Annotated in this window: 13 protein-coding genes; 2 read left to right on the top strand and 11 right to left on the bottom strand. The window is 41.0% G+C overall.

Features of this window, described 5'->3' with window-relative positions; translation table 11 throughout:
• Positions 1-64: 64 nt before the first annotated feature.
• The 5 genes from alr to ED605_RS13710 form a co-directional block, all read right to left on the bottom strand.
• Positions 65-1,189 (bottom strand): alanine racemase, encoded by a 1,125-nt coding sequence (gene alr / locus ED605_RS13730; RefSeq protein WP_121979459.1) that lies wholly within the window; start codon positions 1,187-1,189, stop codon positions 65-67.
• Positions 1,189-1,554 carry a holo-ACP synthase gene (gene acpS / locus ED605_RS13725; protein ID WP_121979458.1) on the bottom strand — a complete coding sequence of 122 codons (366 nt, stop codon included), beginning with the start codon at positions 1,552-1,554 and terminating at the stop codon, positions 1,189-1,191. Before acpS ends, alr begins: the two co-directional genes overlap by 1 nt.
• 134 nt (positions 1,555-1,688) lie before the next feature.
• On the bottom strand, positions 1,689-3,188 hold the full coding sequence (cshA, locus tag ED605_RS13720) for a degradosome RNA helicase CshA (protein ID WP_121979457.1): 1,500 nt from the start codon (positions 3,186-3,188) through the stop codon (positions 1,689-1,691).
• A gap of 284 nt (positions 3,189-3,472) precedes the next feature.
• A complete protein-coding gene (locus tag ED605_RS13715; protein ID WP_121979456.1) occupies positions 3,473-4,855 on the bottom strand; it encodes a UDP-N-acetylmuramoyl-tripeptide--D-alanyl-D-alanine ligase in 1,383 nt (460 codons plus the stop codon).
• A 110-nt stretch (positions 4,856-4,965) separates the two neighbouring features.
• A complete protein-coding gene (locus ED605_RS13710) occupies positions 4,966-5,727 on the bottom strand; it encodes a hypothetical protein (protein WP_121979455.1) in 762 nt (253 codons plus the stop codon).
• Between the two features lie 192 nt (positions 5,728-5,919).
• Between ED605_RS13710 and ED605_RS13705 the strand changes: the two genes are divergently transcribed.
• Entirely contained in the window at positions 5,920-6,387 is a 468-nt protein-coding gene (locus ED605_RS13705; protein ID WP_121979454.1) for a low molecular weight protein-tyrosine-phosphatase, read from the top strand.
• On the opposite strand, the gene ED605_RS13700 is transcribed toward ED605_RS13705, so the two are convergent.
• Positions 6,384-7,103, bottom strand: coding sequence for a class A sortase (locus tag ED605_RS13700; RefSeq protein WP_121979453.1), 720 nt, complete (start codon positions 7,101-7,103; stop codon positions 6,384-6,386). The two genes, ED605_RS13705 and ED605_RS13700, sit on opposite strands and share 4 nt — an antisense overlap.
• Positions 7,104-7,142: 39 nt before the next feature.
• Between ED605_RS13700 and ED605_RS13695 the strand changes: the two genes are divergently transcribed.
• The gene (locus ED605_RS13695) at positions 7,143-8,360 is read left to right on the top strand and encodes a multidrug efflux MFS transporter (RefSeq protein ID WP_121979452.1); all 1,218 of its coding nucleotides are present in this window, start codon (positions 7,143-7,145) and stop codon (positions 8,358-8,360) included.
• A 123-nt stretch (positions 8,361-8,483) separates the two neighbouring features.
• Here the strand turns inward: ED605_RS13695 and ED605_RS13690 are convergent, their stop codons facing one another.
• The 5 genes from ED605_RS13690 to ED605_RS13670 all read right to left on the bottom strand — a co-directional run bounded on the left by ED605_RS13690 (position 8,484) and on the right by ED605_RS13670 (position 13,332).
• Complete coding sequence (locus tag ED605_RS13690; RefSeq protein WP_121979451.1) at positions 8,484-8,735, bottom strand: type B 50S ribosomal protein L31; 252 nt, start codon at positions 8,733-8,735, stop codon at positions 8,484-8,486.
• 147 nt (positions 8,736-8,882) lie between these two features.
• The gene (murA, locus tag ED605_RS13685; RefSeq protein WP_121979450.1) at positions 8,883-10,169 is read right to left on the bottom strand and encodes a UDP-N-acetylglucosamine 1-carboxyvinyltransferase; all 1,287 of its coding nucleotides are present in this window, start codon (positions 10,167-10,169) and stop codon (positions 8,883-8,885) included.
• 268 nt (positions 10,170-10,437) lie between these two features.
• The gene (gene pyrG, locus ED605_RS13680; RefSeq protein WP_121979449.1) at positions 10,438-12,057 is read right to left on the bottom strand and encodes a CTP synthase; all 1,620 of its coding nucleotides are present in this window, start codon (positions 12,055-12,057) and stop codon (positions 10,438-10,440) included.
• A gap of 181 nt (positions 12,058-12,238) precedes the next feature.
• Entirely contained in the window at positions 12,239-12,853 is a 615-nt protein-coding gene (rpoE, locus tag ED605_RS13675) for a DNA-directed RNA polymerase subunit delta (protein ID WP_121979448.1), read from the bottom strand.
• A 44-nt stretch (positions 12,854-12,897) separates the two neighbouring features.
• Entirely contained in the window at positions 12,898-13,332 is a 435-nt protein-coding gene (locus ED605_RS13670) for a YwiB family protein (protein ID WP_121979447.1), read from the bottom strand.
• Between the last annotated feature and the right edge of the window lie 151 nt (positions 13,333-13,483).

The raw sequence follows: 13,483 nt of genomic DNA, 5'->3' as shown, positions 1-13,483 counted from the left end.
CTCCTACTTTTCAAGATTACTTTACCTTCTAATATACCATGAAACCACGAATAAAACAGTAAGGTCAGACATATTTCCTTTGAAGTCGTTCGCTAAATCCACAAACCACCTCATAATTAATTGTCCCTAACTGCTCCGCAAGATCATCAACCGTAATCTCACGATTCCCGGATTTTCCAATGATCGTAACGGTCGTGTCAATCGGATAAGCCTTCGGTAACTTAATCATAAATTGATCCATGCAAACTCTGCCAACTACGGGGCAATACTGACCATCCACTAACACTGAAAAGCCCTGCATTTTCCTAGGAAAGCCATCTGCATAGCCAATTGGAACGGTGCCAATCCATTCATCTTCAGATGCCTGATAGGTTGCACCATAACCAATTGAGCGTCCCTTGGCGACACGTTTAACATAGGTTAATCCCGCTTCAAATCGCATTGCCGGATGTAATGGATAAGGTGTTTTAGTAATAGTTCTTCCAGAAGGGTTCAATCCATAAGTTGCAATTCCATAGCGAATCATATTGGCACCACAAACCCGATGCCAAAGACTAGTTGCGGTGTTGGCAACATGGACGTATTTGGGCCGTTGATCAACGACCGCCATCATTTTTTGATAATTTTCATATTGGTAGTTGAAATAGGAATCATTTTGGCTATCTGCTGTCGCAAAATGTGTAAACAAACCTTCTAGATCTAACAGTGTCGCATGCTGGTTTAAAATTGCAATTGCTTGCTGTAGTTCAGCCGGCGTTTGAAAGCCAATCCGGCCCATCCCGGTATCCATCGCCAAGTGAATGTGTAATTTAGTTTTTAAAGATTGAGTCGCTAAAATTGAAGCAGCCGTCGTCAACCATTCAGTTGAACTAACAGTCAACGAAATTTGATGTTCACAAGCTGATGGCGCAAAAGTCGGTTCAGTAATTCCCAAAACTAAAATTGGTTCGGTAAAGCCAGCCTGTCGCAGTTCCAATGCTTCTTCCAACAAAGCAACACAGAACCCCTTTGCACCAGCTTTTTCTGCCGCTTTGGCCACTTGAATGGCACCATGCCCATAGCCGTTTGCCTTAACCACCACAAATAAGTCAGTTCCTGAATCGGTGTTCTGAACAGCATTTCGGACATTATTAAAAATTGCTTTTTGATCAATAATCAATTTTGCATTTCGTAAAGTTCCAACTGTCATTACTTATCCTCGATTCTCTCTAAAATCACTTCAGTCATCACTATTTCATTTGTGTGAGAGATGGATACGAAGGCGCGGCCGTCAAACGGATGTGTCAAAATGATTGGTTTTCCCTTCTCATCGTCGACAATCGTTAAATCGTGAAATCTAACAGCCGATCCCAATCCGGAGCCAAATGCTTTTGAATAGGATTCTTTGGCAGAAAATCGCCCCGCAATGTACTCGATTCGCCGTTTTTCAGAAAAATTAACCATTTGTTTGATTTCAGCTTCCGTTAAGATCCGCTTAATAAAGTGACCATTATGAGCGACAGCTGCTTTAATTCGATCAATATCTGTAATATCAACGCCAAGTCCGGTAATCATAGATAAATTCCTCACAAATTCGCATTACATTTAATAATACCATATTTTTTATGTAAGTAACAAAAGCCGGAACAATCTTTTCTGCCCCAGCTTTTGTTATCAATTAATTAATGAGCTAACGTTGTTCATTAACACTATTTGTTTTTAATCGTAAACCGATGTTTACTGCTTGAATGACGTTCATCATTTCGTTTTCGATCACGATTACCACCGCCATTGCGACGATTTCGATTGTGTGATGAATGATGATCACCATTTCGTCGATTGTTCCAGTGGCCACCGCCGCGATTATTGTTACGACGTCCACTTCCATGATGCCGCCGTGATAATGGCCGCTCAGGCGTAATTTTAACCTTGACATAGTCTCGAGTAACATCATTCAATAATGCCGCTACTAAATCGGTAGCTTCATATTCGTCCAAAAGCTTGTCAGCCATTTTTTCGTACTTATCAGTGTTCGTGCGTTTAATTAATTCGCCGATATCTGATTCAGCAGCGTTTAACTGACCAACAAATGCTTCTTGTTCCGTTGGTGGCTTCAGTGGTAACATCCGCACCTTAGTTAATTTTTCAATTTCATGCAGATAATCCATTTCATTAGGGGTCGTAAAGGTAATGGAAACACCATGTTTCCCTGCTCGCCCTGTTCGGCCAACCCGGTGAACATAACTATCCGGATCTTGAGGAATATCATAGTTGTAAACGTGAGTCACACCTGAAATATCGATCCCACGAGCTGCCACGTCTGTCGCAACTAAAATATCAACCTTACCCCGTTTAAACTCGTTCATAATCTCGGTCCGACGGGCTTGAGTCAAATCGCCATGAAGGCCTGCCGCATTATAGCCACGGGCTTCCAAGCCTTTCGAAACTTCATCAACTCGGCGCTTGGTTCGACAGAAGACAATCGTTACTTCAGGGTCTTGGACATCGAAGAACCGAGTCATCGTATCAAACTTCTCGTATTCCTTAACACGAACGTAGTACTGATCAATTAGGTCAGTCGTCAATTCCTTAGCCTTAATCTTTACCTGCTTTGGATCCTTCATAAACTGAACCCCGACCCGCTTAATTTGCGGCGGCATCGTTGCCGAAAAAAGAAGGGTCTGTCGATCATCCGGAACCTGTTTAATAATTGATTCGATGTCGTCTAAGAAGCCCATGTTCAACATCTCATCAGCTTCATCCAACACTAAGGTCTTAACATGATCCAACTTTAATGTATGGCGACTAATATGATCCAAAATTCTTCCCGGAGTCCCCACAATAACCTGTGGATGACTCTTCAAAGCATTGATTTGTCGACGAATGTCAGCACCACCGTAAACAACCTGGACCTTAGCGTGTTCATCTTTTCCAAGTCGATAAACTTCTTCCTGGGTTTGAATAGCTAATTCACGGGTCGGTGAAATAATGAGTGCCTGTACATTAGGATTGCTAAAATCCAAATGTTGCAAAATTGGCAAGGCAAAGGCAGCTGTTTTCCCAGTACCGGTTTGTGCCTGACCAATAACGTCTTGTCCCTTAAGAACCATTGGAATAGTTTCTGCCTGAATCGGCGTTGCCTCTTCAAAACCACTCTTCGAGATTGCAGAAAGCAGAGAATCCGATAGTCCTAATTCACTAAACTTCAAATATGTTTCCTCCTAAAATTGAAACAATAGCAGTGCCGTAATTAACTGAAAAAAGTCCGTTTTTCGTAAATCGTTAATTACTTGACTAGTTTTCTTTAAATTTTAAATTAATCCAGCTTCTTTTTCAAACTAAATTTGATTTTCAAAAAGTAACTTATTAATTCTACATCGTTTACATCAATTACGCAAGGAAAAATCATTAAGCAAAAATCCATTATCAATTAATTTGTTGAAAAGCAACAGTAGAATTTTCATTTAACAATTCTTAATTAAATTGGGTAATTTTACGCAGTCAGCCTGGTCACCACATTCTCAAGATGCAGCCCATGACTGGCCTTAAGCATAACCTCATCGTCAGCTTGCAGTTCTTTTCTTAAATCCTCACTGAGTTGATCCAACTGATCGGCGCGATAGTAATGCAGATTTTCAGGTGCAAAAACCGGCTTTAATTTCTCGTATAATGCTTTCATGTCTTCACCAATTAGATAAACCATCGCAATTTCATTTGAATTAATCTCTTTGGCTAACGACGCATGCATCTGGGGTGACTTCAGTCCAAGCTCGAGCATGTCGCCCAATACAACAATTCGCCGCCCAGAGACGGGCGTTCGGGAAAAAGCGCTAAGAACTTCTCTGGCAGCCGTTGGGTTTGAATTGTAGACATCACTCAAAATTTTTTCGCCATTTTTGCCGGTTAACCATTCGGTTCGATTCTTCGTTAAATCAAATTTGGAAAGTTTCCGAACAATTTCAATCTGAGGAATTTGAAACAGTTTACCAACGGCGATCGCTGCCAGCGCATTATTAACGTTATAGTCTCCCATCATTGGAATGGTTATTTTTTGCTCTGGCCAAAGATTGACTTTAAACGACGTATCATACTGACCATCACTGGTTTCAGTCGCGTAAACGTCATCCGTCTTAGACCTGCCAAAGGTCATCTTTGCAAAGTCTACTTGTTTGGCTCGTTCAACCAATAAAGGCTCGTCACCATCATAAATGAAATATCCGTCAGCTTTCAAGCCATGCGTAATTTCCATTTTAGTATCCGCAATTTTATCCCTGGTGCCAAAAAACTCAATATGGGCTTCCCCAATCATTGTAATAATTGCAACATCAGGTTGAACTAATTTAGAAAGAAAATCAAGCTGGCCTGGCCGATCCATCCCCATTTCAACAACTAAAAAGTCAGTATTGGAATCCATCTGTAAAATAGTATATGGCACTCCAATTTCATTATTGAAATTATCATACGTCTTAGTGACATTAAATTCATCACTCAAGACTGAGGCAATCATGTCCTTGGTAGTGGTCTTGCCGTTACTACCGGTGACTGCAATGACTCGAGGGTTAATTTTAGTCAGGTAATATCGACTTAATTTCTGAAAAGCTGTTAACGGATCATCAACCACCAAAGCGGGAATCTCTAAGGGCAGCCGATCAGCATGATCGCGTCCCCAAAGCGTTGCAGCAGCGCCACCTTGAATGGCTTTGTCAATAAAATCATGCCCATCGTGTGACCCGTTTAGCGGGATAAAGAGCTGGCCGGGTGTTAGCTTACGTGTATCAAAGCAAACCCCAACCACTTCGGTTTGTAAAGCCTTATCAGTTTGATCATCAATGCTGGCATCAATTGCTTTGACAATTTCGCCAATCGTCATTTTCATTTTTAGCGCTCCAATTTAAAATATAATTACTATTTATTATAACAAAAAATAATCGACGAAACAGCCACCGTCTTTAAATCGGTGTGCCATCCCCTCGACACAAACTATTATTAGCTTTGATCGTCACGCCACTGCAAATCCCACTTTGAATGCTGTAAATCATACGTTAAATCACCCATATAATCTGTATTGGATTCAATTTCCTTTGTTTTTAAAATAATCGAAACCTGATCCGGATTTTTCAAAATCCTTAACGGAATATGGTAAATTCGACTTTTTTCTCTAAGTGCGCCAAATACTACAAATAAACCGTCATTAGCTCGTGTAATCAACTTAATCAAAATTGAATTGTCAACATCTTTAATCGCCAATGGCCGTAGAAAGACCCGTAATGTATTATGAACTTCTCGTAAATTACGCTTCAAAGCAATCTCCAAGACATGATTGAAATCCGAAAAACGGCGATAATAGGTTCTTGTGGTATTGTTTTCCAAATCAAGATAGATGTAATGGTTGAGCAGCTTGGAAGAAAATGGTCTCCCCATCGGCGTGCCCATATGCCCCAAGTATAGCAGTTCAGCAATTTCAAACGGCGATAAGCTATTTAAACTGTCTTCGTCATTAAAATCAATGAATTTCTTTTGCTTAGTCGGGTTCCTTAAAAGGTATCGGCGAATCTCACCCGACCCGCTCAGTAAATCAAACCGGGAATGTGAATTATACCCATTAGCAACATCATCGTCACCATTAAGCAAGATAATATTATCCGGAAGCTCGTCAAGCCCGTTAACATAATCAGCCGTCGTAATTCCAGACGACAAAATCATGTTGGAAATTGGATTTGTATTAATAAATATGAAATTACCCTTCATCGTTCATGTCTCCATCTCAGCTTTTCATTTTCATTGTACTCCGGAATAGAATATCTGTCTCTAAAATCTTTTTAAAATAACTAATTAGTGAACAAGCATTGCAACAATTTAATAAATTGCGAGTTGGTTGCCCTCCCAAGCGATCATTGGTATGATTAGAATTAATAGACTATTGATTTGAGGATGTATGTGATGACTAACGTTTTATTTGTCTGCTTAGGAAATATTTGTCGCTCACCAATGGCTGAGGGACTATTTAAAAAAATGCTGAAAGATCAACAGTTGGAAAACAAAGTCACGGTTGACTCAGCAGGAATCAGTACTGAAGAACAGGGCAACCCACCCCACCCCGGTGCTCAGGTGGAAATGGCCAAGCATGGTTTGGATATTTCCAACTTGCGTTCCCGGCCGGTTACCTTGGAAGACTTCCATCGGGCTGATCTCATCATCGGCATGGACAGTCAAAACATTTATTATTTAAAACAAATGGCACCACCAGCTGATCAGAAAAAAGTTCACCTTTGCTTTGACATTGTTCCTGAAAAAGCCGGCCAGGATATTCCTGATCCATGGTACGATCATCGATTTGGCCGGACCTATCGACAACTGTCACTGGCGCTGCCCTACTGGTTGGACTATATTAAATCAAATCTGCTTTAAGTGTTGGCGGGCCTCAAAAGGGCTCGTTTTAATTTTGGTGACGCCTGCGAAAGTGCCAAAGAACGAATCAAACGACCCCTCACCATTAACCGTCCCTTCCCAGTTGCATCGCACGTTATCAGCGTCACAATTGATCGACGTGTCTGTTTAATGACATCTATTCGATTAGCCGCAATAAACACTCGTTGATAAACCCGATATTGGTAGACGCGTTTCATATCCGTTAAATAAATTGGCTGGCCAACGCGCGTTTTAAAATAAAGCGGGCCAAACAGGACGTTTCGATTAACCATGTGGTGACCGGCGAGGGGATAATTTCCATCCCCCATTTGCTGATCTGGTCGCATCGTTCCCGCAGCCAATGCTAACGTTTGATTTGAAACTCCTAAGCCAATTGGTAAATGAATGCCCGATTCGGGAATTAGAAGTTGGCCGATTAATTCAATTCGTTGTGTATTGAAGCGCGAGCGAAAAGCCGTTTCGAAATCAAGTGACCTCACCTTTTTAAAATCATAGCTGACGTTTTGTTGATGTTGAGGGTTTTTCTCCGCCATTCGTCGTTTAGTTGCCGCAACTGTTTGACGTGTAATTTTGGGGTGGTAAGAATCAATTAATTGATTTTTGATTGGTCGATTAAAAATTAACCCCAATGCCGTCAAAGTTAACAAGCTAAAGATCAGTGTAAAAAATTTGGATTTAATTTTTATCTTTTTCATTTTTAATGACCACCATTACTTTTTGAAAGGAGTTTACCATTGCTAAAATTAAAGAGCCGACCCAATTCCTGGCGTCAAAATTTAACCGTTCTCTGGTTTGGCACCTTTATGGCTGGAATTGGTTTTAGTGAAGTTATGCCATTTTTATCGCTTTATGTTGATACAATGGGAAATTTTTCACATGATCAATTAAGCTTATACAGTGGCCTAGCTTTTGCTGCAACCTATCTTGTCACAGCTCTTGCCTCACCATTTTGGGGAAAACTGGCCGATCAAACCGGTCGAAAATTAATGTTGGTTCGAGCTTCAGCCGGAATGGCAATCGTCTTCTTTCTAATGGGATTGGTGACCAACGTCTGGGAATTAATTGCACTTCGATTACTGCAGGGCGTCTTTTCAGGATATATCAGTAACGCCAACGCCTTAATCGCCACCCAGGTTCCCAAAGATAAAAGCGGCCAAGCTTTAGGAACATTGGTAACAGGAAACGTTTCCGGTACTTTGCTTGGCCCTTTACTAGGTGGGATTTTAGCTTCGTTATTCAGCTATCGGATCACTTTTTTTATTACCGGTGGCTTGTTGCTATCCGTTTTCCTGCTAACGCTTCTCTTAGTTCACGAAGATTTTAAACCAGTTGCTAAGACCATGATGTTGAGCACTCGTGGTGTGATTAAGCGATTAACCAATTCCAAACTGGTTTTTGGGATGTTTATCACCACGATGATTATCCAAGCTGCCAACAATTCAATTGCCCCGATTCTGGCATTATACGTTCGGCAAATTATGAATGACAGCTCAGCTACCACTTTCTATAGCGGAATTGTTGCGGCCGTTCCTGGAATAGCAACTTTAGCAGCTGCTCCAATGTTGGGCAAACTCGGCGATCGAATTGGGACTGACCGAATCATAATTATTGGCTTCATTTTGGCCATGATTGTTTATGTGCCAATGGCCTTTGTCACTAATGTTTGGCAGCTAATTGGGTTGCGATTTTTAATTGGGATTGCAAACGCCACAATGTTGCCGGCCGTCCAAGCGATTTTAGCTAAAAACACACCATTTGAAGTAACTGGTCGGGTCTTTAGTTGGAATCAATCTTTTCAAGCGATGGGAAACGTCTCCGGCCCAATTATTGGCTCGATTATTTCCACCACGTTTAATTACGCTGGCGTTTTCATTTCAACTGCTATTTTAGTCTTTTTAAATTTAATATTAGTCTATAACAATACCAAGGTCATGCGAAAGAATCACGCTTAGTTTATTCAGCGCCCGCCAAAAAAGAGGTGACTGCTTTTTGACGGGCGCTTTTTAACTTATCAATAATTAATAAAAAAGATTGGAAGCAAAAATAATTTTCTGCCACCAATCTTTTAACTAATATTAGTTGTTTGAAAAACCATATTTCTTGTTGAATCGATCCACAGCACCATCGGCCTGGGTAAACTTTTGCTTTCCCGTGTAGAATGGATGAGAATCAGATGAAATTTCAACACGAATCAATGGATACGTCTTGCCATCTTCCCATTCAATGGTTTCATCAGAAGTCTTAGTTGAGCCTGATAAAAACTTAAAGCCAGTACTTGAATCTTGAAATACAACTTGATGATAATCTGGATGAATTCCTTTTTTCATAATATATCGCTCCTTTGCCCTGAGTCAATATGATGGCCCAGAGATTATCGATTAGTCAACCTTGTTAGTGTACCACACTTATTTATTCCAATCAACGATCTTTCGATAAATCCTTACATCAATCACAAAAAGTTGATTGCATGATTTTCAAACGCGTTCTTCGTCCTCAACACTTAGCTTAACATCAGCACCCAGACCAGTCAATTTATCAACCAGGCTGCCATAGCCACGCATAATATTTTCGGCATGCGAAATCTCTGTGACACCATCTGCCATTAAGCCAGCGATCAGCAAGGAGGCACCAGCCCGAATTTCGCCAGCATCGACCTTTGCTCCCTTTAAATGTGGTGAATTGTCAACAACGATGATGCCCTCATCGGTATCTTTGGACTTAATTCGCCCACCCAACTTATTAAGTTGAGAAATATGTTTAATCCGTTGTGGATAAATCGTATCAATAATGACACTTCGGCCGTCTGCTTTAAAGAGCAATGGCGTGATCGGTTGCTGCAAATCAGTTGCAAATCCCGGATATGGCATGACTTTAATTCGAATTGGTTTTAAATGTTGAGATCGTCCGACATAAATACTATCTTCATAAACCGTCAAGTCGCATCCCATCTCTTCCAACTTGGCAACAAATGATTCCAAATGTTCTGGAATGATGTTGGTAATTAAAACCCCATCCCCAATCGCTGCCGCTAAAGATAAGTACGTGCCAGCTTCAATTCGATCCGGAATAATTGTATGCGTATTTTTTGCCTGTAGTGTTGGTACACCTTCAATCCGGATCACGTCCGTCCCGGCACCCCGGATGTTTGCACCCATGTTATTAAGAAAAGTCGCAATATCAATAATTTCAGGTTCTTTAGCGGCGTTACCGATAACCGTTGTCCCGGGAGCCTTAACAGATGCTAAAATCGTGTTGATTGTTGCACCAACTGAGACAATGTCCAAGAAAATCTGGGCACCGTGTAACCCCTTAGGCCCCGTTTTAATAGTAACGGTGCCATCCACTTCACTGACTTCTGCTCCCAATGCTTTAAACGCCTTGATATGCTGGTCAATGGGCCGCGGGCCGATATTGTCACCACCGGGAAAGCTCACTACTGCCCGTTGAAACCTACCTAGTAAAGCCCCCATAAAATAGTAAGACGCTCTTAAACTTTTGATGGCTTTACTGGGTAAAGGAGCTTCGACAATATTTGTTGGATCAATTGTTAACACGTCACCCTTAAAAGTTGACGAAACATTCATTGATTTTAATATCAGCATTAAATTATGGACATCTAAAATATCTGGAACCGAATCAAATCTAACTGGGGTATCTGCCAAAATAGCAGCCGGAATCAAAGCAACTGTACTATTTTTAGCACCGCCGATTGAAACCTCACCAGACAGTCGGTTCCCTCCATTTACTATTAATTTGCTCATTGAAACTTTCCTCATTTTTTACATTCGAACATTTTTTCATGTCATGAAACATATTATAGAAAATAGCATCAAAATACAATACCTTCACTTGAATTATACAATTTGTAATATTTCAAACAGTTGAAGAATGCCCAACTGGTCGCTATAGTTAGTGTACCATGTTTCAATTGTGAAATTGAGGGTTAAGGGCTGGTTAAACAAAAAACAGCCAACTGAGAGTCACATCACTCTGTCAGTTGGCTGTCGATTAGCTTAATGATTAACTAAATTAACCTTTGTTTTTTGAAAGATATTGCTGGTTGGCTGCTGCCACGAATTCTTTAAACAACCCTTCAGGACGGTTAGGCCGTGAAATAAATTCCGGATGGTATTGTGAACCAACAAAAAATTTATTGGTTGGAATTTCAACCACTTCCACTAAATGATTATCCGGGGAGGTCCCAGAGATCACCAGACCATTGTCTTCCATTGGTTTACGGTAAGCATTGTTAAATTCGTAACGGTGACGATGGCGTTCTGAAATGACGTCAGCATTGTCATAAGCAGCTGCGGCAACTGATCCCGGTTTTAATTTACATGGATAAGCACCTAATCGTTGCGTGCCTCCCATATCGTGAACATCTTCCTGATCCGCCATTAAATCGATGACATTATGCTTGGTTCGCGGATTCATTTCTGTTGAATTGGCGTCTTTTTCACCCAGCACATCCCTGGCAAACTCGACACATGCCATTTGCATTCCCAGGCAGACGCCAAGAAATGGGACGTCCTTTTCTCGAGCATAGCGGATTGCTGTAATCATGCCTTCAATTCCGCGATCGCCAAACCCGCCAGGCACAATAATCCCGTCAGCCGGTGCCAATAATTCGGCCACATTTTCCGAGGTAATTTTTTCTGAGTCCAACATTTCCAAATCAATGTCGGCATCTACTTTATAGCCAGCATGTTTTAACGCCTCGGCAACGGAAATGTAGGCGTCGTGAAGGCCAACGTATTTGCCAACCAACGTAATGTGAATTTTGCGTTTAAGATGTTGAACGTGGTGCTCCAATTCTTTCCACTCTTCCATATCAGCTGCCGGTTTGGAAATGCCAAAGTGATCCAAAATTTGTTGATCCATTCCCTGCTTTTGCAAATTTAACGGAATCGTATAGAGGGTCGGCACATCAAGTGATTCAACAACCGCTTGTGGCTTAACATCACAGAATAACGAAATCTTTTTCCGCATCGAATCCGTAATTGGCTTTTCAGATCGAACAACCAACAAATTTGGTTGGATTCCCAAACTACGGAGCTCTTTAACACTATGCTGAGTTGGCTTAGTTTTCATTTCATGTGCGGCATGCAAATACGGCACCAAAGTCGTATGAATGTAGAAGGTATTCTCATCACCCACTTCAGTCTTCATTTGGCGAATTGCTTCCAAAAATGGTAGTGATTCAATGTCGCCTACCGTTCCGCCAATTTCCGTAATCACAATTTCGGCATCGGAAACTTTAGCCGCCCGCATCACCTTTTCCTTAATCATTCCCGTAATGTGAGGAATTACTTGAACAGTTGCCCCAAGATAATCACCATGACGTTCCTTTCGAAGGACTTCGTCATAAATTTTACCAGTGGTGACATTTGAATACTTATTGAGGTTGTTATCAATGAATCGTTCATAATGGCCAAGGTCAAGATCGGTTTCGGTTCCGTCATTTGTGACAAAGACTTCACCATGTTGATATGGATTCATGGTACCAGGATCCACGTTGATATACGGATCAAATTTTTGAATGGTGACATTTAATCCTCTATTTTTTAACAATCTACCCAAAGATGCAGCCACAATGCCCTTACCCAAGGATGAAACAACGCCACCGGTTACAAATATATATTTGGTCATTATATAATCCTCTCCTCTTAATGTTTGCCGGGGAATGAAAAACGAAAAAATTCCCTATCCGGTATGAATAGGGAACCATTTTATCATCGTTCAGATGTCCTTGATATCTCAAGGAGCCCAAAAAACATGATACATACATTACAGCCATTAGTCAAGAATAATCCTCAACTCAAGCTTACTTTTACTTTGAATCGGAATCATCGTCATCGTCGTCATTAAAATCGTCATCATCGCTCAACTCATTAAGTTGGCCCTCAATGCCGTCTGGTAAATCAGAATCATCCGGATCGTCGGCATTGTCTTCGATATCCTGCAAATCTTTATTGTATTTGCCAAGATCTTCATCCGATGCCGCTTCATCGTCATCATCAGCTTCATCTTCATCGAAATCATCATCGTCTTCGGGATCATCATCATCGTAATCAATGACATCGTCATCATCTGAAGCATCTGCCAAAAAGGCATTAACTTTCTTACGCTTCTTGCGCTTTGGCCGATCTTCATCCTCATCTTCCGCATGAACAGTGGCTTCGTCAATTGATTCGTATGGGTACCATGTTCGTAAGCCCCAAAGATTATCACCAAGTGAAATAAAGCTACCGTCAACGTTCAAATCAGTATAGAATTGCGACAAGCGATCTCGAATTTCTTTGTTACTATCGCCTAAATAAGCCTGTACCGCATTAGCAAGATCAGCAAATGGCATGGTATCGCCTCGTTTTGCTAAAATTGCGTGGGCAACTTCAATCATCGATAGTTCACTTTTATTTTGGCCTTTAAAGACTTCTAATTCCAAACTGGTACACGTCCTTTCAACAGTCTAAAAACTACTATACCCGATTAAATTGTAAATTGCAATCTAATATTGTATTTCCCTAATAAATCACTTCCAGCATATAGCAGATAATCAATGCCGACCGTTCCTCTTAATGGCTGGTTAAGAATCTCCATGTCCAGTGAGGAAGTCACCGTTTGGACTTCCAGCTGACCATAGGGCGTCCGATACCGGGCAGCCACCCGCTTCCCAGCCGAAAAGATTAACTGCAGGCGATTTTCGCCCGAACGGGTTAACTTAACATCTCCATTCTCCATTAATTTAATTGTTACGGGAACGGATCCGTCATCAGTTTCTTCCTGATAACGAATGTAGATTGACGTTCCTACCTGAACTAGTTGTCCCGTTGCATCAAACACAAAATTCGAAGTCTCACCATTCTGCAAAATATTTGTTTCCAAGTGAATCTGAACCGGAACCCCAGTTGCTAAATTATCCATAGTACACCTTCTTAAATTCTTCTTGTTCTAATTAGATTATTATATAACCAACGGTCGGTTTGTGCACATAATTGAATTGCCTGATCCGATGATGCCACTATTATTAGTATCGGCTGTGAAGCGAAAAATGGCTTAGATTCTGTTATAATTA

It is taken from the genome of Lentilactobacillus raoultii, from assembly GCF_900411375.1.
Taxonomy (GTDB): Bacteria; Bacillota; Bacilli; order Lactobacillales; family Lactobacillaceae; genus Lentilactobacillus; species Lentilactobacillus raoultii.
Note: the sequence above shows the minus strand (reverse complement) of the source record. Positions and strands in the feature narration are given on the sequence as shown.

Coding starts and splice junctions, on each gene's coding strand:
- ED605_RS13700 (WP_121979453.1), bottom strand. CDS start 7,103: ATGAAAAAGATAAAAATTAAATCCAAATTTTTTACACTGATCTTTAGC.
- acpS (WP_121979458.1), bottom strand. CDS start 1,554: ATGATTACCGGACTTGGCGTTGATATTACAGATATTGATCGAATTAAA.
- murA (WP_121979450.1), bottom strand. CDS start 10,169: ATGAGCAAATTAATAGTAAATGGAGGGAACCGACTGTCTGGTGAGGTT.
- ED605_RS13690 (WP_121979451.1), bottom strand. CDS start 8,735: ATGAAAAAAGGAATTCATCCAGATTATCATCAAGTTGTATTTCAAGAT.
- ED605_RS13670 (WP_121979447.1), bottom strand. CDS start 13,332: ATGGATAATTTAGCAACTGGGGTTCCGGTTCAGATTCACTTGGAAACA.
- ED605_RS13705 (WP_121979454.1), top strand. CDS start 5,920: ATGACTAACGTTTTATTTGTCTGCTTAGGAAATATTTGTCGCTCACCA.
- ED605_RS13715 (WP_121979456.1), bottom strand. CDS start 4,855: ATGAAAATGACGATTGGCGAAATTGTCAAAGCAATTGATGCCAGCATT.
- alr (WP_121979459.1), bottom strand. CDS start 1,189: ATGACAGTTGGAACTTTACGAAATGCAAAATTGATTATTGATCAAAAA.
- pyrG (WP_121979449.1), bottom strand. CDS start 12,057: ATGACCAAATATATATTTGTAACCGGTGGCGTTGTTTCATCCTTGGGT.
- ED605_RS13710 (WP_121979455.1), bottom strand. CDS start 5,727: ATGAAGGGTAATTTCATATTTATTAATACAAATCCAATTTCCAACATG.